General features: G+C 66.9%; 25 protein-coding genes and 1 pseudogene. 14 read left to right on the forward strand and 12 right to left on the reverse strand.

What is annotated here, in order from left to right; genetic code table 11:
- Positions 1–63: 63 nt before the first annotated feature.
- A protein-coding gene (locus AC6BOR_RS11750) for an IS3 family transposase (RefSeq protein WP_498058281.1) occupies positions 64–1,214 on the forward strand; the annotation gives its coding sequence in 2 pieces (ribosomal slippage) (positions 64–316 and positions 316–1,214; 1,152 coding nt in all).
- 23 nt (positions 1,215–1,237) lie between these two features.
- Here AC6BOR_RS11750 and AC6BOR_RS11755 read toward each other — a convergent pair.
- Positions 1,238–1,792: a hypothetical protein gene (locus tag AC6BOR_RS11755; protein WP_498058597.1), complete on the reverse strand. Its 555-nt coding sequence runs from the start codon at positions 1,790–1,792 to the stop codon at positions 1,238–1,240.
- 274 nt (positions 1,793–2,066) lie between these two features.
- Between AC6BOR_RS11755 and AC6BOR_RS11760 the strand changes: the two genes are divergently transcribed.
- Together AC6BOR_RS11760 and AC6BOR_RS11765 are read left to right on the forward strand one after the other, a co-directional pair.
- On the forward strand, positions 2,067–2,351 hold the full coding sequence (locus AC6BOR_RS11760) for a type II toxin-antitoxin system ParD family antitoxin (RefSeq protein WP_498060656.1): 285 nt from the start codon (positions 2,067–2,069) through the stop codon (positions 2,349–2,351).
- Entirely contained in the window at positions 2,344–2,634 is a 291-nt protein-coding gene (locus tag AC6BOR_RS11765) for a type II toxin-antitoxin system RelE/ParE family toxin (protein WP_498058598.1), read from the forward strand. The genes AC6BOR_RS11760 and AC6BOR_RS11765 overlap by 8 nt, the downstream gene beginning before the upstream one ends.
- A gap of 6 nt (positions 2,635–2,640) precedes the next feature.
- On the opposite strand, the gene AC6BOR_RS11770 is transcribed toward AC6BOR_RS11765, so the two are convergent.
- Positions 2,641–3,066, reverse strand: a complete 426-nt coding sequence (locus tag AC6BOR_RS11770; protein WP_498058599.1) for a VOC family protein — start codon at positions 3,064–3,066, stop codon at positions 2,641–2,643.
- Between the two features lie 49 nt (positions 3,067–3,115).
- Here AC6BOR_RS11770 and AC6BOR_RS11775 point away from each other — a divergent pair, with 49 nt between their 5' ends.
- The 8 genes from AC6BOR_RS11775 (at position 3,116) to erpA (ending at position 10,762) form a co-directional block, all read left to right on the forward strand.
- Positions 3,116–4,111 (forward strand): NADP-dependent oxidoreductase, encoded by a 996-nt coding sequence (locus AC6BOR_RS11775; protein ID WP_498058600.1) that lies wholly within the window; start codon positions 3,116–3,118, stop codon positions 4,109–4,111.
- An 86-nt stretch (positions 4,112–4,197) separates the two neighbouring features.
- Positions 4,198–4,419, forward strand: coding sequence for a twin-arginine translocase TatA/TatE family subunit (locus AC6BOR_RS11780; RefSeq protein ID WP_086115260.1), 222 nt, complete (start codon positions 4,198–4,200; stop codon positions 4,417–4,419).
- Between the two features lie 39 nt (positions 4,420–4,458).
- Positions 4,459–4,884 carry a Sec-independent protein translocase protein TatB gene (gene tatB, locus AC6BOR_RS11785; protein WP_498058601.1) on the forward strand — a complete coding sequence of 142 codons (426 nt, stop codon included), beginning with the start codon at positions 4,459–4,461 and terminating at the stop codon, positions 4,882–4,884.
- Complete coding sequence (gene tatC, locus AC6BOR_RS11790; RefSeq protein WP_498058602.1) at positions 4,881–5,681, forward strand: twin-arginine translocase subunit TatC; 801 nt, start codon at positions 4,881–4,883, stop codon at positions 5,679–5,681. The genes tatB and tatC overlap by 4 nt, the downstream gene beginning before the upstream one ends.
- Before the next feature lie 6 nt (positions 5,682–5,687).
- Positions 5,688–8,438 carry a bifunctional [glutamine synthetase] adenylyltransferase/[glutamine synthetase]-adenylyl-L-tyrosine phosphorylase gene (locus AC6BOR_RS11795; RefSeq protein ID WP_498058603.1) on the forward strand — a complete coding sequence of 917 codons (2,751 nt, stop codon included), beginning with the start codon at positions 5,688–5,690 and terminating at the stop codon, positions 8,436–8,438.
- Positions 8,439–8,440: 2 nt separating this feature from the next.
- Positions 8,441–8,899 (forward strand): peroxiredoxin, encoded by a 459-nt coding sequence (locus tag AC6BOR_RS11800; RefSeq protein WP_498060657.1) that lies wholly within the window; start codon positions 8,441–8,443, stop codon positions 8,897–8,899.
- 485 nt (positions 8,900–9,384) lie between these two features.
- A complete protein-coding gene (locus tag AC6BOR_RS11805) occupies positions 9,385–10,383 on the forward strand; it encodes a M23 family metallopeptidase (protein WP_498058604.1) in 999 nt (332 codons plus the stop codon).
- Between the two features lie 46 nt (positions 10,384–10,429).
- Positions 10,430–10,762, forward strand: coding sequence for an iron-sulfur cluster insertion protein ErpA (erpA, locus tag AC6BOR_RS11810; RefSeq protein WP_498058605.1), 333 nt, complete (start codon positions 10,430–10,432; stop codon positions 10,760–10,762).
- 2 nt (positions 10,763–10,764) lie between these two features.
- Here the strand turns inward: erpA and AC6BOR_RS11815 are convergent, their stop codons facing one another.
- The 3 genes from AC6BOR_RS11815 to AC6BOR_RS11825 form a co-directional block, all read right to left on the reverse strand.
- Entirely contained in the window at positions 10,765–11,163 is a 399-nt protein-coding gene (locus AC6BOR_RS11815) for a c-type cytochrome (RefSeq protein WP_498058606.1), read from the reverse strand.
- A 2-nt stretch (positions 11,164–11,165) separates the two neighbouring features.
- A complete protein-coding gene (locus AC6BOR_RS11820) occupies positions 11,166–12,758 on the reverse strand; it encodes a flavin monoamine oxidase family protein (RefSeq protein WP_498058607.1) in 1,593 nt (530 codons plus the stop codon).
- 123 nt (positions 12,759–12,881) lie between these two features.
- Positions 12,882–14,378: a replicative DNA helicase gene (locus AC6BOR_RS11825; protein WP_498058608.1), complete on the reverse strand. Its 1,497-nt coding sequence runs from the start codon at positions 14,376–14,378 to the stop codon at positions 12,882–12,884.
- Positions 14,379–14,522: 144 nt separating this feature from the next.
- On the opposite strand from AC6BOR_RS11825, the gene nusB reads away from it, so the two are divergent.
- On the forward strand, positions 14,523–14,975 hold the full coding sequence (gene nusB / locus AC6BOR_RS11830; protein ID WP_243375303.1) for a transcription antitermination factor NusB: 453 nt from the start codon (positions 14,523–14,525) through the stop codon (positions 14,973–14,975).
- Positions 14,976–14,979: 4 nt separating this feature from the next.
- Positions 14,980–15,900, forward strand: coding sequence for a thiamine-phosphate kinase (gene thiL, locus AC6BOR_RS11835; RefSeq protein ID WP_498058609.1), 921 nt, complete (start codon positions 14,980–14,982; stop codon positions 15,898–15,900).
- A gap of 3 nt (positions 15,901–15,903) precedes the next feature.
- Here the strand turns inward: thiL and AC6BOR_RS11840 are convergent, their stop codons facing one another.
- The 3 genes and pseudogenes from AC6BOR_RS11840 to AC6BOR_RS11850 form a co-directional block, all read right to left on the reverse strand.
- On the reverse strand, positions 15,904–16,293 hold the full coding sequence (locus AC6BOR_RS11840; protein ID WP_086115249.1) for a DUF423 domain-containing protein: 390 nt from the start codon (positions 16,291–16,293) through the stop codon (positions 15,904–15,906).
- Positions 16,294–16,342: 49 nt separating this feature from the next.
- Positions 16,343–16,441, reverse strand: a pseudogene (locus tag AC6BOR_RS11845) (PEPxxWA-CTERM sorting domain-containing protein); the annotation flags it as partial.
- Between the two features lie 519 nt (positions 16,442–16,960).
- Complete coding sequence (locus AC6BOR_RS11850; protein ID WP_498058610.1) at positions 16,961–18,109, reverse strand: acyl-CoA dehydrogenase family protein; 1,149 nt, start codon at positions 18,107–18,109, stop codon at positions 16,961–16,963.
- A gap of 54 nt (positions 18,110–18,163) precedes the next feature.
- On the opposite strand from AC6BOR_RS11850, the gene AC6BOR_RS11855 reads away from it, so the two are divergent.
- The gene (locus tag AC6BOR_RS11855; RefSeq protein ID WP_094473186.1) at positions 18,164–19,603 is read left to right on the forward strand and encodes an AMP nucleosidase; all 1,440 of its coding nucleotides are present in this window, start codon (positions 18,164–18,166) and stop codon (positions 19,601–19,603) included.
- 119 nt (positions 19,604–19,722) lie between these two features.
- Here the strand turns inward: AC6BOR_RS11855 and AC6BOR_RS11860 are convergent, their stop codons facing one another.
- Genes AC6BOR_RS11860 through AC6BOR_RS11875 form a run of 4 tightly spaced genes read right to left on the reverse strand, consistent with a single transcriptional unit; the run spans position 19,723 to position 24,626 of the window.
- A complete protein-coding gene (locus tag AC6BOR_RS11860) occupies positions 19,723–20,985 on the reverse strand; it encodes an N-succinylarginine dihydrolase (protein WP_498058611.1) in 1,263 nt (420 codons plus the stop codon).
- Complete coding sequence (gene astD / locus AC6BOR_RS11865; protein ID WP_498058612.1) at positions 20,982–22,394, reverse strand: succinylglutamate-semialdehyde dehydrogenase; 1,413 nt, start codon at positions 22,392–22,394, stop codon at positions 20,982–20,984. The genes AC6BOR_RS11860 and astD overlap by 4 nt, the downstream gene beginning before the upstream one ends.
- Positions 22,381–23,412 carry an arginine N-succinyltransferase gene (locus AC6BOR_RS11870; protein WP_498058613.1) on the reverse strand — a complete coding sequence of 344 codons (1,032 nt, stop codon included), beginning with the start codon at positions 23,410–23,412 and terminating at the stop codon, positions 22,381–22,383. Before AC6BOR_RS11870 ends, astD begins: the two co-directional genes overlap by 14 nt.
- Entirely contained in the window at positions 23,409–24,626 is a 1,218-nt protein-coding gene (locus AC6BOR_RS11875) for a hydrolase (protein ID WP_498060658.1), read from the reverse strand. Before AC6BOR_RS11875 ends, AC6BOR_RS11870 begins: the two co-directional genes overlap by 4 nt.
- Positions 24,627–24,673 lie beyond the last annotated feature (47 nt).

Consider the following 24,673-nt stretch of genomic DNA (forward strand, 5'->3'; position numbering starts at 1 on the left):
TGACGTGCACCCCTGAATTGGTCCCATTTTTGGGTAGAGTCCGTTTCTCGAGGAGACGGACGCATGAAGCGGAGCAGGTTTTCGGACGAGCAGATCATTGGGATCGTGAAGGAGCAGGAGGCGGGCATGGCGACTGCCGAGGTCTGCCGGCGGCACGGGATCAGTTCGGCGACGTTCTACAAATGGAAGGCCAAGTACGGTGGCCTGGAGGTGTCCGAGGCCAAGCGGCTTCGGTCGCTGGAGGATGAGAACGCCAAGCTGAAGAAGCTGCTGGCGGAGGCGATGCTGGATATCGCCGTGTTGAAAGACATCAGCTCAAAAAAATGGTGACGCCCGACGCGAAGCGGAATGCGGTCGCCCATGCCCGGGAGACGTTCGGGCTGAGCGAGCGGCGGGCGTGTCGTCTGATCGGTGTCGCGAGGCGGGTGGTTCGATATGAACCGACCCGTCCCGATGATGCTGGCTTGCGCACCAGGTTGCGTGAGCTGGCTGGCGAACGGCGGCGGTTCGGCTATCGGCGCCTGGGGTATCTGCTGGCGCGCGAAGGGCATGCGCCGAACCACAAGAAGCTCCTGCGGATCTACCGGGAAGAAGGGTTGAAGGTGCGCCGCCGTGGCGGCCGCAAGCGGGCGTTGGGCACCAGGGCACCTATGACGATGCCGCAGGGGCCGAACCAGCGCTGGTCACTCGACTTCGTCAGTGATGCGTTCGCCTGCGGCCGGCGCTTCCGCATCCTGTGCGTGGTCGACGACTTCACGCGTGAGTGCCTGGCGCTGGTGGCCGACACGTCGCTGTCCGGTGCAAGGGTGGCGCGGGAGTTGGACAGCTTGGCGGCCGTCCGCGGCAAGCCGCTGACGGTGGTCAGCGACAATGGCACCGAACTGACCTCGACCTCCATCCTGCGCTGGGCACAGGAGCGGCAGGTGGAATGGCACTACATCATGCCGGGCAAGCCGACGCAGAACGCCTTCGTGGAGAGCTTCAATGGCCGGCTGCGCGACGAATGCCTGAACGAGACCCTGTTCACATCGCTGGCGCACGCCAGATCGATCCTCGCGGCCTGGAAGCACGACTACAACACCGTCAGGCCGCACTCGAAACTGGGCGGATGCACCCCTGCCGAGATCGCCGGCCAACGGGGTTGGGGGCATGCCCCCAACCCCGTTGCCATCACATCAACCATCAGCCATCAAAGCACAGGACTCTACTTCTGATCGGTACCAATCAGGGGTGCACGTCACAGTGCTTCCCGGCACAACGTCTCATCCTCAAACATCGCCTGACGGTTCTCAACCAAACCGGAGATGTTGACCGGCACCTCACCGGCGATGGTCAACTCCGAGGGTGTCCAGCGGGGATGCACAATCTCGTTTCGTAATTGTGACAGCTCAAAGATCCTTTCGAGAAGCGCGTCCTGATCCACGAGTGGGCTGTCTAGGCCCATCGCAGCTAATTCAGATATCTTCTTGGATAACGAGCCATGAGACTGCTTTATCCGCGCTATCATTTCGTTGCTCTCGATCTCCTGCGCGCGTAGATGGAAAAACGTGTTTGTAAATGCCTCCAATCCTGTGAGGCTCATCAAGAACGACTGTAGACCGGCACATCGCCGGGCATTGCTGTCCCTCAATGATGCCATTCGCTCCAGATGCTCGGACGCAAGCCGGAAGTACACGGTAACTATCGAGAAAAGCTGCTCCAGGCGCACCGACTCTTCGTGCAGCTGGTCGTCCTTTAGAATTCGTACGATGTTGCCGTCGGCATCGGACTCGAAAACGAAATGCGGCATCATCTTAACCCCATCGGAACACTATGAATCAGGAATACATCACCGGGACCGGCAGATCACGCGCTGTGACGTAGTGGAATGCACCCCGACCATCCGGAGGCTGTCATTCCGCAAACCACCCCAAACCCGCCATCAAGTGCTGCCCAAAAACCAACGGGTGCAGGGGCCTCGCCCCTGCCCGCCGGAGGCTCTTTTTCTCTTCCCCTCAACCGCCCCCAAGGCGACGCGGAACAGGTGGCGGCGGTGTGACAGCCACGGTTGCGAGCCTGCCGTGAATATGCAAAACTGCACCAATAATATGAACAAGAGTGCAGCCATGGCCACGGTACGCAAGACCATCACGCTGACGGCGCAGCAGGATGCGTGGATCGCTGGCCAGATTGCCGCCGGCCATTATACCAACGACAGCGAAGCCATCCGTGACCTTATTCGGCGCGCGCAGGAACGGACTGCGGCGCTTGATGCGGTGCGTGACGCGCTGATCGCTGGCGAACAGAGTGGTGCACCCGAGCCTTTTGATTTTGCCGCGTTCAGGCAGCGCAAGCTTGACCAGCATGGCTGAGGTTCGGCTCAGCCCACGGGCGCAGCAGGACCTTGAGGCGATGTTTGACGCCACCGTGGCCCGCTGGGGTCTGGATCAGGCGATGCACTATACCGATCTGATCGAGGCGGCCTTTGTTGCCCTTGCCGCAGCGCCATTGCTGGCGCCGGCGTGCGACCATGTTCGGCCCGGCTATCGGCGCCGGCCGGTGGAGCAGCACATGATCTATTTCCGGGTAGAGGGCGACGACATTGCCGTCATCCGCATCCTGCACCAACGCATGGATGCGCAGCTGCATATATGACGCTCCTCAATCCCCCAGCGTTACCGTTCCATCCGGCCCCGGCACCATGAAGGGGTTGTAGGCCACTTCCCACGGATGCCCGTCGGGGTCGCAGAAATAGCCGGAGTAGCCGCCCCAGAAGGCGTCGTGGGCGGGTTTTTGCAAGGTTCCGCCGTTGGCGACGGCGCGGGCGAGGAGTTCGTCGACTTCGGCCTTGCTGCCGACATTGTGGGCGAGGGTGAAGCCGCCGAAGCCGGGCCCGCGGTCCTGCATGCCGCAGTCTTCGGCGAGTTTGTCGAACGGGTAGATGGCGAAGGCAAGGCCGCCGCACTGGAACATGGCGATGGCGTCGAACGTTCGGGCCTTGCGCGGCCAGCCCATGGCTTCCCAGAAGGCGACGGCGCGGGGGAGATCGTCGGTTCCGAGGGTGACGATGCTGATGCGTTGGTCCATGATGGGCTCCGGTTCTTGAAGGGATGAGAGTGGCATGGCGGCGGGAACAATGAAACGCATCGTGTTGGCGCGGCACATCGTGGGCGCGCCGACGCCTGATGATTTCCGGTTGGAAGAACTGCCGATTCCGGAGCTGGCCGAAGGGCAGCTCTTGATCGCCAACCGCTTCATCAGCTGTGATCCGGGCACGCGGTCGCGGCTGTCGCCCGGCGCCTCCTATGCGCCGCCGTTGCAGCCGGGGCAGTTGGTGGATGGCTTTGCGGTGGGGGAGGTGGTGGAGAGCCGCCACCCGCGTTTCGCTGCCGGTGAGCTGGTGATGGGTACGGGTTGGGCCACGCACATGGTGTCGAACGGGCGCGGATATCTGGCCAAGGTGCCGGACCTGGGCGTGCCGCTGAGCCTGTGGAACGGCATATTGGGGGTGCCGGGGATGACGGCCTGGTTTGGCCTGAAGCGGGTGGCCAATCTGCAGGCGGGGGAGCGCGTGCTGGTGACGAGTGCGGCCGGGCCGGTGGGGGCCACCGCAGGCCAGCTGGCGAAGCTGTGGGGCGCGTCCAACGTGGTGGGCATTGCCGGCGGCGCGGAAAAGTGCCGCTGGCTGGTGGAGGACTGCGGCTTTCACGCCGCGCTGGATTACAAGGCGCCGGATTTTGACGCGCAGTTTGCCGAGGCCAGCAAGGATGGCTGGGATGTGCTGTTCGACAATGTCGGCAACGCCAGTGTCGATCGCGCGTTGCCGGTGATGCGGATGCAGGGGCGGATCGTGATTTCGGGGCAGGTGGCGGATTACAACCTGACGCCGCAGGAGGCGCCGGGCATCCACAACACGCGCGAATTCATCGGCAAGCGGCTGCGCATGGAGGGGTTGGTGGTGTTTGATGATCTGCCGGCCTTCCCGGCGGCGCAGGCGGAACTGGCGGGGCTGATCAAGGCGGGCCAGGTGAAGTATCGCGAGGAGATTTTTGACGGGATCGAACAGTTGCCAGCCGCCTTTTCCGGCCTGTTCAGCGGGGCCAGTTTTGGCCGCCGGCTGATCCGGGTGTGAGGCGGGCCGTGATGCGGCCACTGGCCATCGCCCGCCCAAGGGCGTAAGAAGGCAGGGCATTTCAATCGACGCCAAGGATATTCGCTATGGGTTCGCTCAGCCTCATGCACTGGCTGCTGGTCATCCTGGTCATCATGCTGTTGTTTGGCCGGGGCCGGATTTCCGATCTGATGGGTGATTTTGCCAAGGGGATCAACAGCTTCAAGAAGGGGCTGAACGAAGGCGAAACCCCGCCGGCCCCGCCACCGCAGGTGACGGCCGCGCCGCAGAACCAGGCCAATCCGGTCACCGAAGACACCCGCCGCTGATCCGGCACCACGGGCCGCCCCCGGCCCCAGGGTCTCGACATGTTTGGCATTGATTCTTCCGAACTGGCGGTGATCGCGCTGGTGGCCCTGCTGGTCATCGGGCCGAAGGATCTGCCGCGCGCGCTGCGCTGGGTGGGCCAATATGTGGGCAAGGCCCGCGCCATGAGCCGGCATCTGCGCACCGGGTTCGACGCGATGATGCGCGAGGCCGAACTGGAAGAGATGCAGAAGATCTGGGCCGCCCAGAACGAGGCCATCATGAAGGCCAGCGCGCTGCCTGATGGCAGCCTGCCGGATTTTGCCGGCCCGGTGCCGGCGGCCGATCCCTGGGCCGAACCGGCGCCGGTGGCCGAACTGCCGGCGCCTGAGCCCGAGCCTGTACCGGCACCCAAGGCGCGCAAGCCGCGGGTGAAGAAGGCCGCCACCCCTGCCGCTACCGCCGAGAGCGAGGGAGAGGCGGCATGAACGCCGAGGCCGATCGCGCCGATATCGATGCCAGCAAGGCACCGCTGCTTGATCACCTGATCGAGCTGCGCACCCGGCTGCTGCGCTGCGTGGTCTATTTCGTCATCGCCTTTGGCATCGCCTTTTCCCAGGCCGGCCATATCTTCGATTTCCTGGTGCAGCCGCTGGTCGATGCCTCCGGCAATGGCGCGCGATTGATCTACACCAAGCTGTATGAGGCGTTTTTCACCGAAATCCGCGTCGCGGCCTTTGCCGGGTTCTGCATGGCCTTCCCGTTCATCGCCAACGAGCTGTGGCGCTTTGTGGCGCCCGGCCTCTACAAGCGCGAGCAGAAGGCGCTGCTGCCGTTCCTGCTGGCGACGCCGGTGCTGTTCACTGCCGGCGCGGCGCTGGCCTATTATGGCGTGATGCCGGCGGCCTTCCGCTTTTTCCTCACCTTCCAGTCGCTGGGCGGCAGCGACGGCGTGAGCCGCGAGGCGCTGCCGGCGATGGGCGAGTATCTTGATCTGGTCACCAGCCTCATCCTGGCCTTTGGCGTCGCCTTCCTGCTGCCGGTGCTGCTGATGCTGCTGGAACGGGCGGGCATCATCACCCGCGCCAATCTCATCGCCGGCCGCCGCTATGCCATTGTCGCGGCCTTCATCGTCGCTGCCGTGCTCACCCCGCCCGATCTGTGGAGCCAGGTCGCCTTGGCCGTGCCGCTGGTGCTGCTGTATGAACTGTCGATCATCGGCATCTGGCTGACCGAGAAGCGCCGGGCGAAGGCCGAGGCCCTGAATGATGGCGCAGCCGGCTGATCGGCCGTGCGGCTGACCCTGCCCGATCAAACCCCGCCTGCCGATCTGGCCGCGCTGCTGCCCGTCGGCCTTGATCCGGCGCTGGTCACGGCGGCGGCCACGGCCTGGGCCGAAGCGCCGTTCCTGAAGGGCCTGATGCGCGGCCGGCCGGCGACGCTGGCGCGGCTGGCCGCGGCCGGGCCGCAGGCGGCGCTGGCCGATGCGCTGGCGCTGGCCGGCGATGCGGCGCAGCCGATCATGCCCCGCCTGCGCGCCGCCCGCCGCGATGTTGCCCTGATCACCGCGCTGGCCGATCTGGCCGGCCTGTGGTCGCTGGAGCAGGTGACGGCCGCCCTGTCGGACTTCACCGATCTCGCCATCGATGCCGCCATCGCCACCGCGCTCGCCGAACGCGGCGCCGCCAACCGGGGTCTGGTGGCGCTGGCGCTGGGCAAGCTCGGCAGCCGGGAATTGAACTATTCATCGGATGCCGATCTGATCTTCATCCATGATCCCGCCGCCATCCCCTGCCGCGGCAGCGAGGATCCGGGCGAGGCGGCAGTGCGCATCGCGCGGCGGGCGGTCGCCATCCTCAATGATCTCACCCCCGATGGCTATGTGGCGCGCATCGATCTCAGGCTGCGCCCGGCCAGCGAAATCACGCCGATGTCGATCAGCGTGGCGGCGGCCGAACATTATTATCAATCCGAAGCGCTGACCTGGGAACGCGTCGCCTTCATCCGCGCCCGCGCTGTCGGTGGTGACATTGCATTGGGCCGCGCCTTTCTGGAGCAGATCCGCCCGTTCGTGTGGCGGCGCAGCCTGGATTACACGGCGGTGCGCGACATCCAGTCGGTCAGTTTGCGCATCCGTGACCATTTCGAAGGCGGGCAGGCCATCGGCCCCGGCTATGATCTCAAGCGCGGGCGCGGCGGCATCCGCGAGGTGGAGTTTTTTGCCCAGATCAACCAGCTGATCTGGGGTGGGCGCGACCCGGCCATGCGGGCGCCCGCCACGCTGGATGGCCTGGCCGCACTCGCCACTGCCGGCCATGTGAGCGCAGCGGAAGCCGCCAGCCTGGCCGATGCCTATCGCGCGCTGCGCACACTGGAACATCGGCTGCAGATGCGCCGGGATGAGCAGACCCATGCCATCCCCAGGCTGGCTGCCGACCGGCACGCCGTCGCCCGGCTGTGCGGGCTGAAGGATGGCGCGGCGCTGACCAGCCAGGTCGATCGCATCACCCGGCCGGTGGCCGCCGCCTATGACCGGCTGATCCGCGCCGCGACGCCGGAGGCGACACCGGTGCCAGCCGATCCCCGCGCCTGGCTGAAGGCCAATCACCCTGGCCTTGCCAAATTGCTGCCGCCGCTGATCGCCAGCTGGCGGCAGGGCAAATATCGCGCGCTGAAGAGCGAGGCGGCGCGCGGCGATTTCGAGATCATCCTGCCCGCGCTGATCGAACGGCTTGCCGCCGCCGCCGATCCGCGCGAGGCGGCGACCCGGCTGGATGGCCTGTTGGGCAGCCTGCCGGCCGGCGCGCAGTTCATGGCGCTGCTGCGCGCCAACCCGCGGCTCGTCACCCTGCTCGGCAATCTGATCGGCATCACTCCCGTGCTGGCCGGCGCGCTGGCGCGTGATCCCGCGCTGTTCGATGTGATGCTGGCGCCCGATGCCTTCGCGCCATTGCCCGATGCCGATGCGCTGGCCGCCGATCTCGCCAGCCTGTGCCGGCGCGCGGACGGGGTGGAGGAGCATCTGGACCGGGTGCGGCACTGGACGGCGGAGCGGCGCTTCCAGCTGGGCGCCCAGTTGATCGAAGGCCATGGCGATGCGCTGGTGGTCGGCCGCAGCCTCGCTGATCTGGCCGATGCCGCGATCCGCCTGCTGCTGCCGGTGGTGGCCGCTGATTTTGCCCGCGCGCACGGCCATGTGCCCGGCGGCGAATTGATCGTGCTGGCGCTGGGCCGGCATGGCGGCCGGGCGATGACCCATGCCAGCGATCTCGATCTGGTGTTCCTGTTCAGCGGCGATCATGAGGCGGTGTCAGACGGGGCGCGGCCGCTGCCGGCCAGCCAATATTTCAACCGGCTGGCGGCACGGCTGGTCACCGCCCTGTCGGTCCCCACCGCCGCCGGCGCGCTCTATGAGGTGGACACACGGCTGCGGCCCTGGGGCGCCAAGGGCAATCTGGCGCTCTCGCTGGCCAGTTTCGCCCGCTACCAGCGCGACGAGGCAGAAAGCTGGGAGCATATGGCCCTGACCCGCGCCCGCGTGGTGGCCGGGCCGGCGGCAGCGGCGCAGGCCGTGATTGCCAATGTGCTGGGCCGGCCGCGTGACGCGGCAGCCCTGCGCAGCGCCGTGCTGGCCATGCGGGCCGACATGGCGGCGGCGAAGAAGCCGCAGGGCCGCTTTGACGTGAAGCTGGCCAGCGGTGGGCTGGTTGATCTGGAATTCATCGTGCATTTCCGCCAGCTCGCCAGCGGGCGCGGTCTGCACCCCGAACTGCCGGCGGCGCTGGCCGCGCTGATTGCCGATGGCCAGTTGCCGGCCGATCTGCTGGCCGCCCATGATCTGCTTGCGCGCACCCTGATCTGGCTGCGGCTGCTGTTTGCCGGGGCCAAGGTGCCCGATGCCCTGCCCGAACCGGTGGCCGCCATCCTGGCGCGGGCGCTGGGTGCGGCAAATTTCGCCGCCCTCACGGCCCAGCTCGCCCTCGCCAGGGAACAGGTGCGCGTGGCATGGGCAGCGGTGTTCAACACAGGAGACGCGCCATGACCATGCCCCAAGCCGGCAGCCCCGCCCCCGCCTTCAGCCTGCCGGGCGACACCGGCCCGATCAGCAGCGGCGATTTTGCCGGCAAGAAACTGGTCGTCTATTTCTATCCCAAGGATGACACGCCGGGCTGCACCAACGAGGGCAAGGCGTTTTCGGCGCTGCAGGACCAGTTTGACGCCGCCGACACGGTGGTGATCGGCATTTCGCGCGACAGCGTGGCCAGCCACGCCAAGTTCCGCGCCAAGCATGGCCTGACCGTGCTGCTGGGCAGCGACGAGGGCGCCGTGACCGAAGCTTTTGGCGTGTGGGTGGAAAAATCCATGTACGGCAAGAAATATATGGGCATCGAACGCGCCACCTTCCTGATCGGCCGCGATGGCGTGGTGGCGCAGGCCTGGCCAAAGGTGAAGGTGCCCGGCCATGCCGAAGCGGTGCTGGCCGCGGCGCAGACGCTGGCCTGACCGGCCGAAAGAGGCTGGGCACCGCGCCTGGAGCGTGCCTCGACAAGCTCGGCATGAGCGGGTTGGGATGAGACGCTGGCGCTATGCAAGCGAAAGAGGCTGGGCTGACTCAAGGCGCCCGTGGCCCCGTGCCGGGGCGCCGAATCGGCACCAGCCTCTGGGCGTCCTCGCGTGACCCTGTCCGGCTGGTGTGCCCAGCCGGCCCAGGTTGCCCAATCTGCAGTTACGGCCGCTGCTTCGCCGGGGTTGCATGACCGGTGACACGATTTTTTCACAGTTCGTCGCCAGCGCCGAACGGTTGGCCGCTGGGGGGCATTTGGCCCGTTGTTCACCCCCCACCGGCCTGCTTGATAGCCGGTGTCGCCGGGACAGCCCGGGGACGAGGGGACAGCGAAGGCAAGGCCTGATCAACCGGAGCAATGGTTCCGGCGTGTGACGGGTTTGACCGCCGCGACCCTCCACACAAGAAGGGTCGCAACCGGATCATGGCGTGGCAACTGGCATCGATGGCAAAGGCGGGGCTGCTGGCCCTGGTTGCCGCTGCTGCCCCCGCCGCTGCCCAGATTGCCGCCCTTCCTGCTGCCCCGGTTTCCACTGCTGCCGCCTGCGATACGATGCTGGGCGATGACAGCGCCACCAACCCGGTGAACAGCATGGCGGCCGCACGCCGCGAATTTCTGGCCGCACTGGCCAATGACCGCACCGATTCGGCCGCCCTGGCCCGCATGCTGCCGCGCGCTGGCCAGTCGGTCGCGACGCTGATCGGTGCCGCGCCGGCCGGTGAAGCCCGTGCCGAAGCCGTGCTGCAGCGCCTGGGCCTGGATCCGTCGCGCTTCCTGGGCGCCAGCGGCGTTGGCGGCCCGTTCATCACCGCCAATGATCCGCAGGTGCGTGATCTGCAGGCCAATGCCCAGCGCATGGCCAAGGTTGCTGCCACCTTCGCCCGCATCCCGGCCTTCATGCCGGTGAACCAGTATCGCCCGTCGTCGGATTTCGGCTATCGCACCGATCCCTTCCATGGCGGCGGCGCCTTCCACGCCGGCATCGACATGCTGGGCAGCACCGGCGATGCCATCCACGCCGCGGCTGATGGCGTGGTCGTCCGCGCCGGCTGGTGGGCCGGTTATGGCAAGGTCGTCGTGGTCGATCATGGCAATGGCATGGAAACCCGCTATGGCCATATGAGCCGCTTCCACGTGAAGGAAGGCGATGTCGTGCGCCAGGGCCAGGTGATTGGCGGCATGGGCTCCACCGGCCGTTCGACCGGCACCCACCTGCATTTCGAAATCCGGCTGGACAGCCGCCCGCTGGATCCGCAGCCGTTCATCGATCTGGCCAGCTTCGGCATCAACAGCCCGGTGAAATCGCGGCCGACCGTGATCGCCCCGCTGAACTTTGCTGCCGATGAACCCTTTGCCCCGGTCGCCGATGGCGACGAGGTGATGGCCGGCGGCCGCCGCTGGACGGTGCGCAGCGGCCGCTGAGCCGCAGCCGGTTGCAAGCCGCAGCCGGCATCCTTACATTGCAGCCATGGATATGCCCCCGCGCCTGACCCCGGCTGCTGCCGCCCGTGTTGCCGCCATTGCTGCCCGCCAGGGCAAGCCCGGCCTGATGTTGCGGCTGGCCGTTGATGGCGGCGGCTGCGCCGGCTTCCAATATCGCTTTGGCCTGGAGGCCGCCCCGGCGGCCGAGGACGTGACGGTGGAAACCGATGGCGTCACCATGGTGATCGACCCCGACAGCCTGCCGTTCGTGGCCGGGGCCGAGGTCGATTATGTCGAAAAGATCGGCGCCGCCGCCTTCGAGGTGCGCAACCCCAATGCCGCGTCGGGCTGCGGTTGCGGCTCCAGCTTCTCGGTCTGACCCTAGCGTTCGCCCTGGCCGCCGCGCGGGGCCGGGATGCCTTGCTCCGCCACCATCGCCGGTGTCACCTTGTCCTTGTATTTGTTGCCGAAATTGCTGCGAACATAGTTGATCACGTCGGAAATCTGCTGATCGGTGAGCTGGCCGCGGAACCAGGGCATGGCACCCTTGCCGCCGGTGACGACCATGATCGGATAGGCGGCGGCTTCCAGCGCGCCGTTCCTGGCCAGCGCCGGGATGCGGCCGGCTCCAACAGCCCCACCGGCGTTGGCCATGTGACAGGCCTGGCACACATTCTGATAGACTTCCGCGCCGGGATGCGGCGGCGGCTCCTTCGCCGGCTTTTGCGCCAGCGTCGGGGCAGCGGCGAGGGTGGCAGCGACAAACAGGGTGAAACGCATGATCAGGCCTCCAGCGCGCGCTTGTGCAGGCGGGTGATGGCATCCAGCGACGACAGGATCGCCCCTTCCATCCAGCAGCCGACATAGGATGCATGTTCGCCGGCCAGCACCAGCCGGTTGTCGACCGCGCACAGCGTTTGATAATGTTCCTTGCGGGTGTCCTCGTTCCACTGGGCGCAGCAGCCCAGGGTGAAGGGGCTGCGGCTCCAGGCGACGGTGGCGCCGCCGATGAACTCTTCCTTGTAGCGGCCGGGGTGGAAGACACTGCCCTGCTCCAGCGCGCGAGCGATGCGCTCTTCGGGCGGCATGCCGGCGAATTTGTAGCTAGCCGGGCCGAAAGTATAGGCCCCCAGGATCACCGCCGGGCCATCGCTGTGCAGCCGGCCCGACGGGTAGGAGATCATCGAAATCTCGCGGTCGGTGAAGCTGATGCCGCCATAGATGGCCTCCTCCTCTTCCCAGAAACGGCGCTTGAATTCGAGGCCGACCTTGACCGAGTTGGAATAGGGCACCGCCTTGATCGCGGCATCAAGTGCCGGGTTGCAATCGACATCGATCTGGCTGAGCACCGAGAGCGGAATGGTGCAGACGCAATAATCGGCCTCGGTGGTGCCGGTGACGCCGGTGCCGGTATCGGTGTGGGTCACCGTCACCTTGCCGCCCTGCTGGCTGATCGCCGTCACCTTCTGGTTGTACTTGATCTTGCCTTCCACCTGTTTGGCAAAGCCGCGGCCGATCATGCCCATGCCGCCCACCGGCTGGAACATGGCGTGCTGGTGATCCAGGTTCATGTGCTGGGAAACAACGCGCCAGATGCCGGAATCCAGAATGTCCTTGAAGGCATAGGGTTCGGACGGGATGGGTTCGCCCAGCACGCCGCCGCCCTGCGGCCGATCAAAGCCGCGGCGGCGGGACGAGCGATAATTCTTGGTATATTTGAAATTCTGATCCAGCGCGCCCCATTCGCGCAGCGCCAGGCGCAGGCGGTCGGCGTCTTCCTTCGTCATCACCGAATCGAGCGCGCGGTTGTCGATCGCCTTCGACAACAGCTCGGCCACATTGCCATCCCAATCGGCATGCAGCTCGCGATAGCGCATCGGCTTGCCGCCAAAGGCCTTGGCGCTGTGCACCAGCGCCTGCTGGTTCATCTGGATGAAGGGCTCCAGCGCGACGCCGAAGGCCTTGCAATAATGCAGCAGGGCGCGGTGGTGATAGGGGATGCGCCACGGGCCGGGGTTGAGATAATTGCCGGGCGCAAAGCCGACCTTTTGGGTGGCGCCGCCCAGTTCGGTGTAGGTGTCCCCGCCATAAAGCGACCAGTTCCGGCCGCCGGGGCGGTTGTTATATTCCAGGATCTGCACCGCATAGCCGGCCTTGGCCAGTTCATAGGCGGCCAGCATGCCGGCAAGCCCGGCGCCCAGCACCACCACCCGGGTGCCCGGTCGGGCGCCTTGCAGATTGGGCGGACCGGCGAACTGGGTTTCCTTGGCGTGGCCCAGCACCTCCATGGCCTGATAAAGCACGGCGGTGCCCGCCATCATGCCGATCGCCCGCAACACCTCGCGCCGCGTCGGCCCTTCAAACGAACTGATCATCAGACCCCTGTTCCCCTTGGCTTGGCAAAGAGACTGCCACCGCCAAAACCGCAGCGCCAGTGCCAATGCGATGCGCTTGGCCTGCCTGCGCCGATAGTGGCGAAATGACGGGGTTTTGGGGCCTCAATAGCCCGGGTAATCGCCCTCGGCCCGGTCGGCGAACTTGGTGAACTGCTTGATGAAGGTCAGCGGCACCGTGCCGGTGGCGCCATGGCGCTGCTTGGCCACGATCACTTCGGCCAGGCCAAAGATTTTCTCGGCCTTTTCCCGCCACTTGGCGTGCTTTTCCGTCTCTTCGGGATCGGGCTGTTTCAGGCTGTGATAATATTCCTCGCGATAGACGAACAGCACGATGTCGGCATCCTGCTCGATGGTGCCGCTTTCGCGCAGGTCGGCCAGCTGCGGCCGCTTGTCCTCGCGGTTTTCGACGGCGCGGCTCAGCTGCGACAGCGCCAGCACCGGCACGTTCAATTCCTTGGCCAGCGTCTTCAGGCCGCGGGTGATTTCGGAAATTTCCTGCACGCGGTTGTCGCTGCCGCCGGTCTTTGATCCGGTGAGCAGCTGGAGATAATCGATGACGACAAGGCCGATGCCATGCTGGCGCTTCAGCCGGCGGGCACGGGTGCGCAGCGCCGCAATGGAAAGCCCGGGCGTGTCATCCACCCACAGCGGCAGGCTGGTCAATTCGGTGGAGGCGCGGGCCAGGCGGGCGAATTCATCGTCGCTGATCTTGCCCATGCGCAGCGCTTCGCCGTTCACTTCGGATTGTTCGGCCAGGATGCGGGTGGCGAGCTGATCGGCGGACATTTCCAGGCTGAAAAACGCCACCGGCGCGCCGCTGGATTTTTCCGGTTCGATGCCGCGCGCCAGATCGGCGGCATAACGCTGGGCACAGGAAAAGGCGATGTTGGTGGCAAGGCTGGTCTTGCCCATGGCCGGCCGCCCGGCGAGGATCAGCAGGTCAGACCGGTGGAGGCCGCCCATCTTTTCGTTCAGCCCAGTGAGGCCGGTCGTATAGCCCGACAGATGCCCGCCAGAACGCTTGGCGCGGTCGGCCATCTTCACCGCTTCCATCGCTGCCTCGCGGAAGCTTTTGACGGCGCCCTGCACCTCGCCGGCTTCGGCCACCTTGTAGAGCGCCATTTCGGCCGCTTCGATCTGGCGGATGGGTTCGATGTCGCGGCTGGTGTCGCTGGCTTCGGTCACCATGTCGCGGCCGACGCGGATCAGCTCGCGCAGCAGGGCCAGATCATAGATCTGGTTGGCAAAATCGCGCGCCGCCAGCAGCGCGGCGCCATTCTGGGTGAGGGTGGCGAGATAGCCGGGGCCGCCAAGCTCCTGCATGGCCGGATCGGCATCGAACAGCGGCTTCAGCGTGACCGGCGTTGCCGCCATGCCGCGCGCCGCGAGGGTCAGGATGGCGGAAAAGATGCGGCCGTGCAGCGCATCGGCGAAATGATCGGGCTTCAGCTTGGTGACGACATCCTCCACCAGCCGGTTGTCGATCATCAGCGCGCCGAGCAGGGCGGCTTCGGCCTCGAGATTCTGCGGCAGGCCGGCCAGCGGCTGGGCCGGATCAACAACGCGCAGCGTGGGAATTTGGGGGGGGAGGGTGGCCATGGCCGCTTGTCGCCCATGGCGGCCTGCCACTCAAGGCTGGGCGGAAAATTTCGGGGTGCGCAACCCTGTTGATGGCCTGTGGACAAGTTCGCCGGGCCGGCCAGCGCTTGCCCCCCACCCCTGAATCGGCGTAAGGCCGCGCCCGTGACCACGACCCCCGATTATCGCGCCCGCTCTGCGGCCCGCCTTGCCGCCGTGCAGGCCCTGTACCAGCTGGAAATGCGGGGGGAGACGGTGCCGCGCCTGTTGACCGAATTCCACCAGCACCGGCTGGGCCAGGAAATCGAGGGCGCCGAATATCTCGCCGCCGATGAGCCCTTCTTCGATGATGTCGTCTCGGGCGTGGCCCGGCGCCAGGCCGAGCTGGATGAGCTGATCGGCGCGGCGCTGGCCGAAGGCTGGACGCTGAACCGGCTTGACCGTCCCATGCGCGCCCTGCTGCGGGCGGCGGCCTATGAACTGGTCGCGCGCGCCGATGTGCCGGCGGCCAGCGTCATCAACGAATATGTCGATGTCGCGCACGCCTTCCACCCGGAAAAGGAAGCGCGCTTCGTCAACGGCCTGCTCGACACGCTGGCCCGCCGCGTGCGCGGCTGACCGCTTGGCGGAGCGGGAGTTCATCGCCCGCCGCCTGGCGCCCATCGCCACCAGCTTGGCCGCGCGCGGCCTCGCCGATGATGCCGCGGTGTGGACGCCGCCGCTGGGCCGCGACCTGGTGTTCACCCATGATGTGCTGGCCGCCGGCGTGCATTATCTGCCCGATGATCCGCCCGGCGATGTAGCGTGGAAGCTGCTGGCGGTGAATATGTCGGACCTCGCCGCCATGGCCGCCACCCCGGCCGGGGTGCTGCTGGGCCTCGCCGGGCCCGATGATGCCGCCTGGCGCGATGCCTTCACCGCCGGCCTGGCGCGCGCGCTCGATCATTTCGGCGTGGCGCTGTGGGGCGGGGACACGGTGGGCGGGCTGGCCGGCCATGTGCTGGGCCTGACGGCGATCGGCTGGGTGGAGCCCGGCAAGGCGCTCGGCCGGGCTGGGGCGCAGCCGGGCGACGGCCTGTGGGTTTCGGGCACGATTGGCGATGCCGGGTTGGGGCTGGCGGTGGCACAGGGGCGGGCACCGTTTGACAAGCAGCTGCTCAACCGCTTCCGCCGGCCGATGCCGCGCCTGGCACTGGGCCAGGCGCTGGGCGGCATCGCCACGGCCGGGATGGATGTGTCAGACGGGCTGTTGATCGATGCGCAGCGGCTGGCAGCGGCCAGCGGCGTTGGGCTCGCCATTGATCTTGATGCCGTGCCGCTGGGCGTGCCGGCCGCCGGGCTGGATGATCTTCTGGCGCGGGTGACGGCCGGTGATGATTATGAGCTGCTGTTCACCGCGCCCGCCGACGTGGATGTGGTGGCCTTGGCGGGCAAAACGCCGGTGACGCGCATCGGCAGCGTGGTGGCCGGCGCCGGCCTGTCCCTCAGCCAAGATAGCAATCCCCTGGCCCTGCCTGACCGGCTGGGCTGGGAGCATGGCTAGGCCTTAATCCTCGAACCGCTGCAGCGCATCGCCGGCATAGGCGATCACCGCCAGCCACAGCCAGCCGAACATCATCGCGGTGCCGCCGGCCGGGGCCAGCGCCGCCACCCAGCGCGGGGCGCCCAGCGCCAGCAGGTTCAAGTCCATGGCGAAGATGAAGCTGCCAACGCTCACGGCCCAGGCACCGCTGTAGACGAGGGTGGAGCGCCGCCAGGCCAGCAGGCCGAACACGGCCGCCACATGCGGCAGCTGGAACATGACGCCGGTCATGATCCAGTCGCGCGCCTGCGGATCCTTGATGCCATGGGCGGCAAAGGTGCCGAATGCCAGCGCGATGACGGCATTCAGGCAGGCGAAGGCCGGCAGGGCACGGGGGGCGGGTTTGGCAGACATGATCGGCAGAGTGCCGGCTTGCGCCGCGCTTGAAAAGCCCCCCAGCCTGTCAGGCCAGCGCCGCGCGGCGCCGGCGCAGCACCGCCCCGGTCAGGCCAAAGCCGGCAATCAGCAGCGCCCAGCTTTCCGGTTCCGGCACGGCGGCGATGCTGAGCGCACCGCGCCCGAAGTCGCCATCAGTGGTGTAGACATAGAAACCCCACTGGTCGCCGGGGTTGACGGCAATCTGGAACGCGCCGCCCTGCAGCGTGTTGCCGGGGACATTGTCGTCGGTCAGTTGATAGAAATCATTGTTGAGGAACCAGCCGCCCGGGTCCCAATTGGCACTGCTGTCGGCCGTGATGTGGCTCCAGCGGATATTGTAAACCTGTGCCGATGTCGCCTGGGTGCCATAGGTGGTCAGATTGTCTAGGCCGTTGAGATCGGCGACGTTGTTGGCACCAAACAGGGTGAAGATGCGATCATCGAACGGGTCGACAACCACATAGCCATCGCCGCCATTGTTGTTGGCAAGGGTGAAGGCGGCCAAAGCTGGCGATGCCAACACAAAATTAACCATTACGGCGACCGGCATAATCCACTTCATACGCACCCCCAACACCGATGAGAGCGGCAGACAATCAGGATTTGGCTGACGGCGCAACCAAGTTTTGGTTAAAATCAACTATCAATTGCAAAAACGCATCAGTTCCCGTGCCGTGATCACCCGCATGATTTCGTTGGTGCCTTCCAAAATCTGGTGCACGCGCAGATCGCGGAACAATTTCTCCATCGGGAAATCCTGCAGATAGCCATAGCCGCCGAACAGCTGCAGCCCGCGATCGACGATGGCCATGCCGGCATCGGTGGCAAAACGCTTGGCCATGGCGGCAAACATCGTCTTGTCAGGGCTGCCGGCCGTCACCTTGGCGGCGGCCTGATAGAGCAGCACGCGTGCCGCGGCGAGTTCGGTCGCCATGTCCGCCAGCTTGAACTGGGTGGCCTGGAAATCGGCAATCGCCTTGCCGAACTGCTGGCGCTGGCGGGTGTAGGCGATGGCCTCGTCGAGCGCGCGCTGGGCCCCGCCCAGTGAGCAGGCGCCGATGTTGAGCCGGCCGCCGTCCAGCCCCGACATGGCGATGGCAAAGCCCTGGCCTTCGGCGCCAACCAGATTTTCGGCCGGCACGCGCACGCCATCGAAATTCACCTGGGCGGTGGGCTGGGAGCGCCAGCCCATCTTGCGCTCCTGCGCGCCGAACGACACGCCCGGCATGTCCTTTTCGATCACCAGGCAGGAAATGCCCTTGGGCCCATCGCCGCCGGTGCGCACCATGGTGACATAGACATCATTCACGCCGCCGCCGGAAATGAACGCCTTGGAACCCGTCACCACATAATGATCGCCATCGCGGACGGCGCGGGTCTTCAGCGCGGCGGCGTCCGATCCCGAACCGGGCTCGGTCAGGCAGTAACTGGCGATCTGGTCCATGCTGACCAGGCCGGGCAGATATTTCGCCTTGACCGCATCGCTGCCGAAACAGTCGATCATCCAGGCCGCCATGTTGTGGATGGAGATGAAGGCCGATGTGGAGGGGCAGCCGTGCGCCATCGCCTCCATGATCAGCGCCGCTTCCAGCCGGCCCAGCCCGATGCCGCCGCTGGCCTCGCTCACATAGATGGCGCCGAAGCCCAGGGCGGCGGCGGCCTGCACCACGTCTTTGGGATAATGATGCTCCTCATCCCAGCGCGCGGCGTGGGGGGTGATGGCTTCGGCCGTGAAGCGCCGCGCCACCTCCTGGATGGCTTTCTGGTCGTCGGTCAGGTCAAACTGGCTCATGGCGCTGTCATAGGGGGCTGGAAAGCGGCGTGCAAATCGTGCAACAGGCTCAAGATGAATCTTGCACCATCGACCATCGTCGATCAGCTGATCGACATTCACAGCCAGTCCATCGCCGCGCTGCGCGCCGCCCTCAAGGACTATATCGACAACGGTATCGCGCCTGATGGCAGCCAACGCGTGCGTGGCGACTGGGCCTACCCCGAACTCAGGCTGGAATTTTCCGGTGAGCGCCGGGCGCTGCGGCCGATCCGCGCCTTTGCCCGGCTGAACCGCCCCGGCAGCTATGCCACCACCATCACCCGCCCGGCGATGTTCCGCGCCTATCTGGAGGAGCAGCTGGGCCTGCTGATGGCCGATTATGACGTGATCGTCAGCGTTGGCCGGTCAGAGGTGGAAATTCCCTACCCCTATGTGCTCGACGGCGCGGCCGATCTGAAGCTGGACGGTGTGGCGGCGGCCGAGCTGGCGCGCTATTTCCCGACGACCGAACTGCAGCAGATCGGCGACGAGCTGGTGGACGGCCTGTGGGACGAAACCCGCGTGGAGGCCCGGCCGCTGGCGCTGTTCGATGGCCCGCGCACCGATTTTTCGCTGGCCCGGCTCAAGCATTACACCGGCACCGCGCCGGAGGATTTCCAGCATTATATCCTGCTCACCAACTATCACCGCTATGTCGATGAATTCGTGCGCTGGGCCTGCCGGCAGCTGGGGCATGGTTATGACCGGCTGGCCTGCCCCGGCGGGCTGGACATCACCGCCGAAAATCCCGACGCCGAACAGGCCGCCGGCGATTTTGCCTGGCGCAAGAACCAGATGCCGGCCTGGCACCTGATCGGGCCAAACCGCACCGGCATCACGCTGGTGAACATCGGCGTGGGCCCGGCCAATGCCAAGACGATCTGTGATCACCTCGCCGTGCTGCGCCCGGAAGCCTGGCTGATGATCGGCCATTGCGGTGGCCTGCGCCCATCCCAGGCCATTGGCGATTATGTGCTGGCCCACGCCTATTTGCGCGATGATCATGTGCTGGATGATGTGCTGCCGGCAGAAATTCCGATCCCGGCGCTGTCGGAAGTGCAGAAGGCGCTGCAACTGGCCACCGAAAAGGTGACCGGCATGACCGGCGACGCGCTGAAGCCGCGCCTGCGCACCGGCACGGTGGTGACAACGGACGATCGCAACTGGGAACTGCGCTATTCGCAATCGTCGCTGCGCTTCAACCAGAGCCGCGCTGTCGCCATTGACATGGAATCGGCCACCATCGCCGCCCAGGGTTATCGCTTCCGCGTGCCCTATGGCACCTTCCTGTGCGTTTCGGACAAGCCGCTGCACGGCGAGATCAAGCTGCCCGGCCAGGCCAACCGTTTCTATGAAGGCGCGATTTCGGAGCATCTGCAGGTCGGCATCGAGGCGATGATGATCCTGCGCGATGAGGGCCCGGCGCTGCACAGCCGCAAGCTGCGGGCGTTTGACGAGCCGCCGTTCCGGTAACGACGAGCGTCGCCCCCTCCGTCGCCTTCGGCGCCACCTCCCCCAGAGGGGGAGGACCGGCGTCATCCTCCCCCTCTGGGGGAGGTCCCGAGCGCAGCGAGGCGGAGGGGGCTGCCCCCTCAGAGGCTCAGCCCCACCTCCGTCAACAGCGCCGCCCGCGCCGCCTGCACATCGCGCCACAAATCCGGGTTGGTCATGTCGCCCGGCCCGATGGCTTCCGGCCACCAGCGCTCCACCAGCCGCTCCAACCGGTCCGCCTTCGCGTCATCCAGCAGGAAGCGCGCATCGACCCGCGCCGGATCGGCCACCACGCGCAGCCGCAGGCAGGCCGGTCCGCCGCCATTCTGCATCGATTCGCGCACATCAACGAAATGCGCCGCCCTGATGGGGCCGTTCCCGGCAACCAGCGCGTCGAGCCAGGCCTTCACCGACACGGTCTCCTCCGCCTCCTTCGGCAGCACCAGCGCCATGCTGCCATCGGGCAGGGTGAGCAGCTGGCTGTTGAACAGATAGGAGCGGATGGCATCCTCAAGGCTCACGGCGCTGGCCGGCACCTCGACATAGAGGGCCTCAGGCATCAGCCGCGCCAGATCGGCCTTCAGCCCGGCGGCATCGGCAAAGGCCTGTTCATGGGCGAACAGCACGTTGCCGTTGGCGACGGCGACCACATCATTGTGGAAAGCGCCGGCATCGATGGCGGTCTGGCTTTGCGCCACGAACAGGGCGTTTGAAACGCCGTGGCGGCGCGCGATGGCTTCGGAGGCGCGGCGATTCTGTCGGGCGGGGAAGCGGCCGCCTTCCTCGCCATAGACGAAGATTTCGAGGCCGGGCGCATCGTGGCGGCTGCACAGGCGCATGAAATTGGCGGCGCCTTCATCACCAAAGGCCGCCGGCAGGGCGGCATGCACGGCGAAGGCCGGATCGGCAAAGGCGATGGCCAATTGCGCGTGGGTGTCGGGATGCTCGATGCTGCGGTGGGCCATGCGCGACAGGTTGGCGGCGCTGATGTGGCAGCGGCCATCCGCCGTGTCGGGGGCGGGCGAGACGGTGGCGGCATTGGCCGTCCACATGCTGCTGGCCGAGGCGGCAGTCGCAAACAGGCGCGGATCCTCGGCGGCGGCGCGGGCGATCACCTGGTCGTCGCTGCCAGCAAAGCCCATCTGGCGCAGGAAGCCGACATTGGGCCGGTCCAACGGCAGCAGAAAGCCCTGGGTCAGCCCGAGGCCCATGACAAAGCGCATCTTGGCGATGCCCTGCAGGGCCGCCGCGCGCGGGCGGCTGGTGGCGCCGCCATGCCTGGCGCTGGCCAGGTTGCCCAGCGACAGCGCCGCATAATTGTGGCTGGGCCCGATCAGGCCGTCGAAGTTGATTTCCTGGATCATGGGCGCAGCCCCGTCGTGATGCTGGCGGTCAGCGTGTCGGTGGCCAGCGTTGCCACCGGAAAGGCGCAATAATCGGCGGCATAATAGGCCGATGGCCGGTGGTTGCCGCTGGCGCCGATGCCGCCGAACGGCGCGGCCGAGGAGGCGCCGTTGGTCGGCCGGTTCCAGTTGACGATGCCGGCGCGGCTGTGCGCCCAGAAGCGGTCAAACAGGGCCTGGTCGCCGCCGATCAGCCCGGCGGCGAGGCCAAAGCGCGTGGCATTGGCGGCCGCGATCGCCGCATCCCAATCGGCCACCCGGATGATCTGCAGCACCGGCCCAAACAGCTCGTCGTCGCTGGCTGCACAGCCGGTCATGTCGATCACCGCCGGCGTCAGGAACGGCCGGTCGGGCCGGGCGCGCAGCAGCGGGCGCAGCACCCGGCCGCCGGCGGCCTGCAACTGCGCCCAGCCACGCTCGAGCCCGTCGGCCGCGGCATTGGAAATCACCGGGCCCATGAAGGGCTGCGGATCATCGAACGGGCCGCCCACGATCAGGCGATCAGTGAGCGCCAGAACGGCCTCGACCAGCCGGTCATCGCTGGCCTTCAGGATCAGCCGCCGCGCGTTGGTGCAGCGCTGCCCGGCCGACAAAAAGGCCGATTGCACCACGGTGGCGGCGGCCGCGTCGATGTCGGCCACGTCCCTCCCCAAATCCCACGCCACCAGCGGATTGTTGCCGCCCATCTCCAGCGCCAGGATGCGGTGCGGCGTGTCGGCAAACTGGCGGGCCAGCGCGGCGCCAACATGCGCCGAGCCGGTGAACAACAGGCCATCAACATCCGCCCCGGCCAGATCACGACCGACATCGCCGCCACCATGCACGACATTCAGCACGCCTGCCGGCAGTCCGGCCTGGGCCCACAGCCGGGCCATGAAATCCCCGACCGCCGGCGTCTGTTCGGATGGCTTGAACAATATGACATTGCCGGCCAGCAGCGCCGGCACGATATGGCCATTTGGCAGATGCGCCGGGAAATTATAGGGCCCCAGCACCGCCAGCACCCCGTGTGGCTTGTGGCGCAGCATCTGCTTGACGCCGCCGGCCGCCCCGGCCTTCTCGCCGGCCCGCTCCGCCTGGGCCGCGATCGAAATCTCCACCTTGGCCGCCACGCTGGCCACCTCGGTGCGGGTTTCCCACAAGGGCTTGCCGGTTTCTTCGGCAATCAGGCGCGCGAATTCCTCGGCCACCGTTTCCACCGCCGCCTTGAAGGCGCGGCAGATGGCGATGCGGTCCGCCAGCGGCGTCGCCGCCCAGCCCGGCGCTGCCGCCCGGGCCCCTGCCAAGGCCTCTGCAACACCGCCCACAGGCCCGCGCCAGATCGCCTCCCCAGTGCAGGGATTGGTCGAAATCAGTTCAACAGGGGGCATGGGTGATCCTCGTGCCAACCGAAAGGCCAAGCGGTGCGGCGATGCTGGCGGGCAGCCGGTCGCCTTCCAGGTTCAGCGGCGCCACAAAGGCCTGGAATTCGGCCAGCTGGCCGCTGGCGATCAGGCGGGGGGCGGCATCCTCGCCGGCGCTGTCGGCCAGGCCAGTCAGCACCGTCTCCTGCGCCTCGCGCACGCCCTTCAGGGCATCAATGTCGGCGCAAACCGTTGGGCCGCCATCGAAAATGTCCACATAATTGTCGAAACGAAAGCCTTCGGCCTCCAGCATGGCCAGCGCGGCGCGGCCCTTCACATGCGGCTGGCCGATGGCGGCGCGTGCCGCTTCGGGCAGCAGCGCGGTGTAGATCGGATGCTTGGGCATCAGATCGGCGATGAACTGGTTGCCGTTGACGGCGTTGAACTCGTCGGCCTCCGGAAAGCTCAGCCCAAAGAATTGCCGGCCCAGCGCATCCCAGAAGGGCGAATTGCCGGCCTCGTCCATCACGCCGCGCAGCTCGGCGATCACCCGCCGGCCAAAACGGGCGCGGTGCCGGGCGATGAACAGATAACGCGCCCGCGCCAGCAACCGGCCCAGGCCGCCGCTGCGGCAATCGGGATGCAGGAACAGCCCGCCCACTTCCGACGCACCGTCATAATCGCTGGTCAAGGACAGGAACTGGATGGAAAAATTCCGCCCCAGCTCGCGGCTGGTCTGTTTCAGCGTACCAATCTTGTAGCTGTAGAACGGCCATTCGCTGCCCACCCGGCTGAACAGCATGGCGGTGCCGGCGATGCGGCCGGTGGCCACTTGTTCCAGCACCAGCAGATACAGCTCGTTGTGCGGTACATCCTGCTCGCGGCCAAAACTGGCCAGCGACCAGTCAAGCCGCCGGCCCAGCGCGGCTTCGTCGGGCGGCAGATTGGTGAAGCCGCCGCCGGTCAACCGGGCCAGCGCCAGGATGGCGGGCAGATCATCGGCGCGGGCAGCGCGCACCCGCCACAGATCTTCGGAAACGCTCATCGCACCCATCCATGTTGGGCCACGCGCATCAGCACCAGCGCGGCGAGTTTGGCCCGCTCCTCCAGCGAATCGGCGCAGAGGAATTCGTCGGCGCTATGGATGGCGCCGCCGCGCGGGCCCAGCGTGTCGACCACGCTGAGGCCGGTGGCAGCGATGTTGTTGCCATCACACACGCCGCCCGTGTCGCGCCAGCTGATGGCGAGGCCCAGCGCCGCGCCGCAGCCCTGCACCAGATCGAACAGCCGCTGCTGGTGCGCGTCCATCGGCTTGGGCGGCCGGGCAAAGCGACCGTGAACATGGATATGCACATCGTGCGCGGTGGCCACGGCGGCCACGGCGGCATTGATGCCGGCTTCGGCGCGCGCCTGCGCCATCGCGTTGCGTGGCCGCATGTTCCAGCGCAGCACCGCCAGGTCGGGAACGATGTTGTTGGGCCCGCCGCCATCGATCTTCGCCGGATTGACCGACAGATCATCCCCGGCCAGCTCTGCCAGCCGCAGCGCCAGATCGGCTGCGGCCAGCAGCGCATTGCGGCCATCGCGCGGATTGCGCCCGGCATGGGCAGCGCGGCCATGGACGGCGGCGGAGAAATTCCCCGAACCGGTGCGCCCGCCGGCCAGCGTGCCATCGGGCAGCGCCGGCTCGAACGTCAGCCCCAGGTGGCAGCGGCGGGCGGCGGCATCGAGCAGCGGCGCCGAGCCGGGCGAGGACACCTCTTCATCGCTGTTCAGCACCACTTCCCAGCCGATCGCATCGGCAAAGGGGCTGGCCTCCAGGCAGGCCAGCGCCGCCTTCATCACCGCGATGCCGCCCTTCATGTCGGCAACACCGGGGCCATTGAGCGTATCGGCATCCAGCCAGCGGCAGGCCTGGAAGGGATGATCGGCCGCGAACACCGTGTCCATATGCCCGGTCAGCAACACCCGGATCGGCGCTTCCGGCCGCTTGATGATGTGCAGATTGTCGCCATGGGCCAGCGGCGCCTCACGGCCATCATGGCCCATCTGGCTGGCCGGCGCGGCCGGCACCCGCTCCACGCTGCCGCCCAGCGGGGCAAAGGCCATGGCCAGCACATCGGCCATGCGCGCCAGCCCGGCCAGATTGCGGCTGCCGCTGTTGATCGCCGCCCACCCCTCGATTTCCGCCAACAGCGCGCCGCGCTGGCCATCAAGACGGGCCAGGGCAGCGGATTCGGCAGGCGACAGGCTGTGCATCGCCGCAGGATAGCCTGTGCGATGTTGCACGGCCAGTTGTTTTTGTG

The organism is Sandarakinorhabdus sp. FBCC-B8862 (assembly GCF_059745315.1).

Coding starts and splice junctions, on each gene's coding strand:
- AC6BOR_RS11815 (WP_498058606.1), bottom strand. CDS start 11,163: ATGCGTTTCACCCTGTTTGTCGCTGCCACCCTCGCCGCTGCCCCGACG.
- AC6BOR_RS11770 (WP_498058599.1), bottom strand. CDS start 3,066: ATGGACCAACGCATCAGCATCGTCACCCTCGGAACCGACGATCTCCCC.
- AC6BOR_RS11805 (WP_498058604.1), top strand. CDS start 9,385: ATGGCGTGGCAACTGGCATCGATGGCAAAGGCGGGGCTGCTGGCCCTG.
- AC6BOR_RS11775 (WP_498058600.1), top strand. CDS start 3,116: ATGAAACGCATCGTGTTGGCGCGGCACATCGTGGGCGCGCCGACGCCT.
- AC6BOR_RS11855 (WP_094473186.1), top strand. CDS start 18,164: ATGAATCTTGCACCATCGACCATCGTCGATCAGCTGATCGACATTCAC.
- AC6BOR_RS11765 (WP_498058598.1), top strand. CDS start 2,344: ATGGCTGAGGTTCGGCTCAGCCCACGGGCGCAGCAGGACCTTGAGGCG.
- AC6BOR_RS11850 (WP_498058610.1), bottom strand. CDS start 18,109: ATGAGCCAGTTTGACCTGACCGACGACCAGAAAGCCATCCAGGAGGTG.
- tatC (WP_498058602.1), top strand. CDS start 4,881: ATGAACGCCGAGGCCGATCGCGCCGATATCGATGCCAGCAAGGCACCG.
- erpA (WP_498058605.1), top strand. CDS start 10,430: ATGGATATGCCCCCGCGCCTGACCCCGGCTGCTGCCGCCCGTGTTGCC.
- AC6BOR_RS11860 (WP_498058611.1), bottom strand. CDS start 20,985: ATGATCCAGGAAATCAACTTCGACGGCCTGATCGGGCCCAGCCACAAT.
- AC6BOR_RS11760 (WP_498060656.1), top strand. CDS start 2,067: ATGCAAAACTGCACCAATAATATGAACAAGAGTGCAGCCATGGCCACG.
- AC6BOR_RS11820 (WP_498058607.1), bottom strand. CDS start 12,758: ATGATCAGTTCGTTTGAAGGGCCGACGCGGCGCGAGGTGTTGCGGGCG.
- AC6BOR_RS11755 (WP_498058597.1), bottom strand. CDS start 1,792: ATGATGCCGCATTTCGTTTTCGAGTCCGATGCCGACGGCAACATCGTA.
- AC6BOR_RS11870 (WP_498058613.1), bottom strand. CDS start 23,412: ATGAGCGTTTCCGAAGATCTGTGGCGGGTGCGCGCTGCCCGCGCCGAT.
- astD (WP_498058612.1), bottom strand. CDS start 22,394: ATGCCCCCTGTTGAACTGATTTCGACCAATCCCTGCACTGGGGAGGCG.
- AC6BOR_RS11825 (WP_498058608.1), bottom strand. CDS start 14,378: ATGGCCACCCTCCCCCCCCAAATTCCCACGCTGCGCGTTGTTGATCCG.
- AC6BOR_RS11800 (WP_498060657.1), top strand. CDS start 8,441: ATGCCCCAAGCCGGCAGCCCCGCCCCCGCCTTCAGCCTGCCGGGCGAC.
- AC6BOR_RS11840 (WP_086115249.1), bottom strand. CDS start 16,293: ATGTCTGCCAAACCCGCCCCCCGTGCCCTGCCGGCCTTCGCCTGCCTG.
- tatB (WP_498058601.1), top strand. CDS start 4,459: ATGTTTGGCATTGATTCTTCCGAACTGGCGGTGATCGCGCTGGTGGCC.
- AC6BOR_RS11780 (WP_086115260.1), top strand. CDS start 4,198: ATGGGTTCGCTCAGCCTCATGCACTGGCTGCTGGTCATCCTGGTCATC.
- AC6BOR_RS11875 (WP_498060658.1), bottom strand. CDS start 24,626: ATGCACAGCCTGTCGCCTGCCGAATCCGCTGCCCTGGCCCGTCTTGAT.